Source organism: Bacteroides caecigallinarum, assembly GCF_021530995.1.
In the GTDB taxonomy this organism is placed as follows: Bacteria; Bacteroidota; Bacteroidia; order Bacteroidales; family Bacteroidaceae; genus Phocaeicola; species Phocaeicola faecigallinarum.
The window spans coordinates 1-663 of the sequence record NZ_JADYTF010000269.1; the positions used below are offsets into that span (position 1 = coordinate 1).

At 42.7% G+C, this 663-nt stretch carries 1 protein-coding gene; it reads left to right on the plus strand.

Annotation, left to right across the window (positions count from 1 at the left end; translation table 11 throughout):
- Window positions 1-301: 301 nt before the first annotated feature.
- Window positions 302-663: helix-turn-helix domain-containing protein (locus I6E24_RS16545; RefSeq protein WP_235329811.1), on the plus strand; the 362-nt coding region annotated here is incomplete at its 3' end.

Here is a 663-nt window from a genome sequence, read left to right on the forward strand (position 1 = left end):
TGTAGATTCCAAAACGAAGTGCAACGTTTTGGTCTTTAAAAGTAGTAGATTCAAGGAGGAAAGTGTTAACTTTGCCTCGTGGATCAAAGAGGAGGCGAGCTCTGCTGAGGAGCAACTCGACCAAGCAATAGATTCATGTACCACACTGAAATAGTGTAAAGGAGCGAGGCAGTCTGATTTCAGCCCCGCTTTCATTATTTTAGGAGGTACGTATGGCTAAGAAAACCTTTCCCTGTGGCAATGCAAAAAAACAAAAAGGGAGACCGAAGTCTCCCCAAGATTAATTAACTTTGTATTGCTTATGTACAATCAATTAACCCTTGCGCAAAGGTACACAATTTCTACCATGCGCCAAAATGGTTTTTCATTAAAAGCCATAGCAGACGAATTAAACCGTATTGAAGAGGAAGCAGCCATATCCTCCGGTAATCCTCTTCCTGAAAAGAAACGTTCAGCATCCACCATTTCACGTGAGTTGAATCGTAATAGGACAAAGACCGGTAGGTATAATCCCAAACAGGCTGATGAAATGGCCCGTGAAAAGAGGGAGCGAATAGTACGCAACACAGCAATAAAACCTGGGGTGCTGGAGCTTGCCATAAAGTTACTAAAAGGGAAAGGATGGTCTCCGGAACAAATTTCAGGACATCTGAAAAAAGAGGG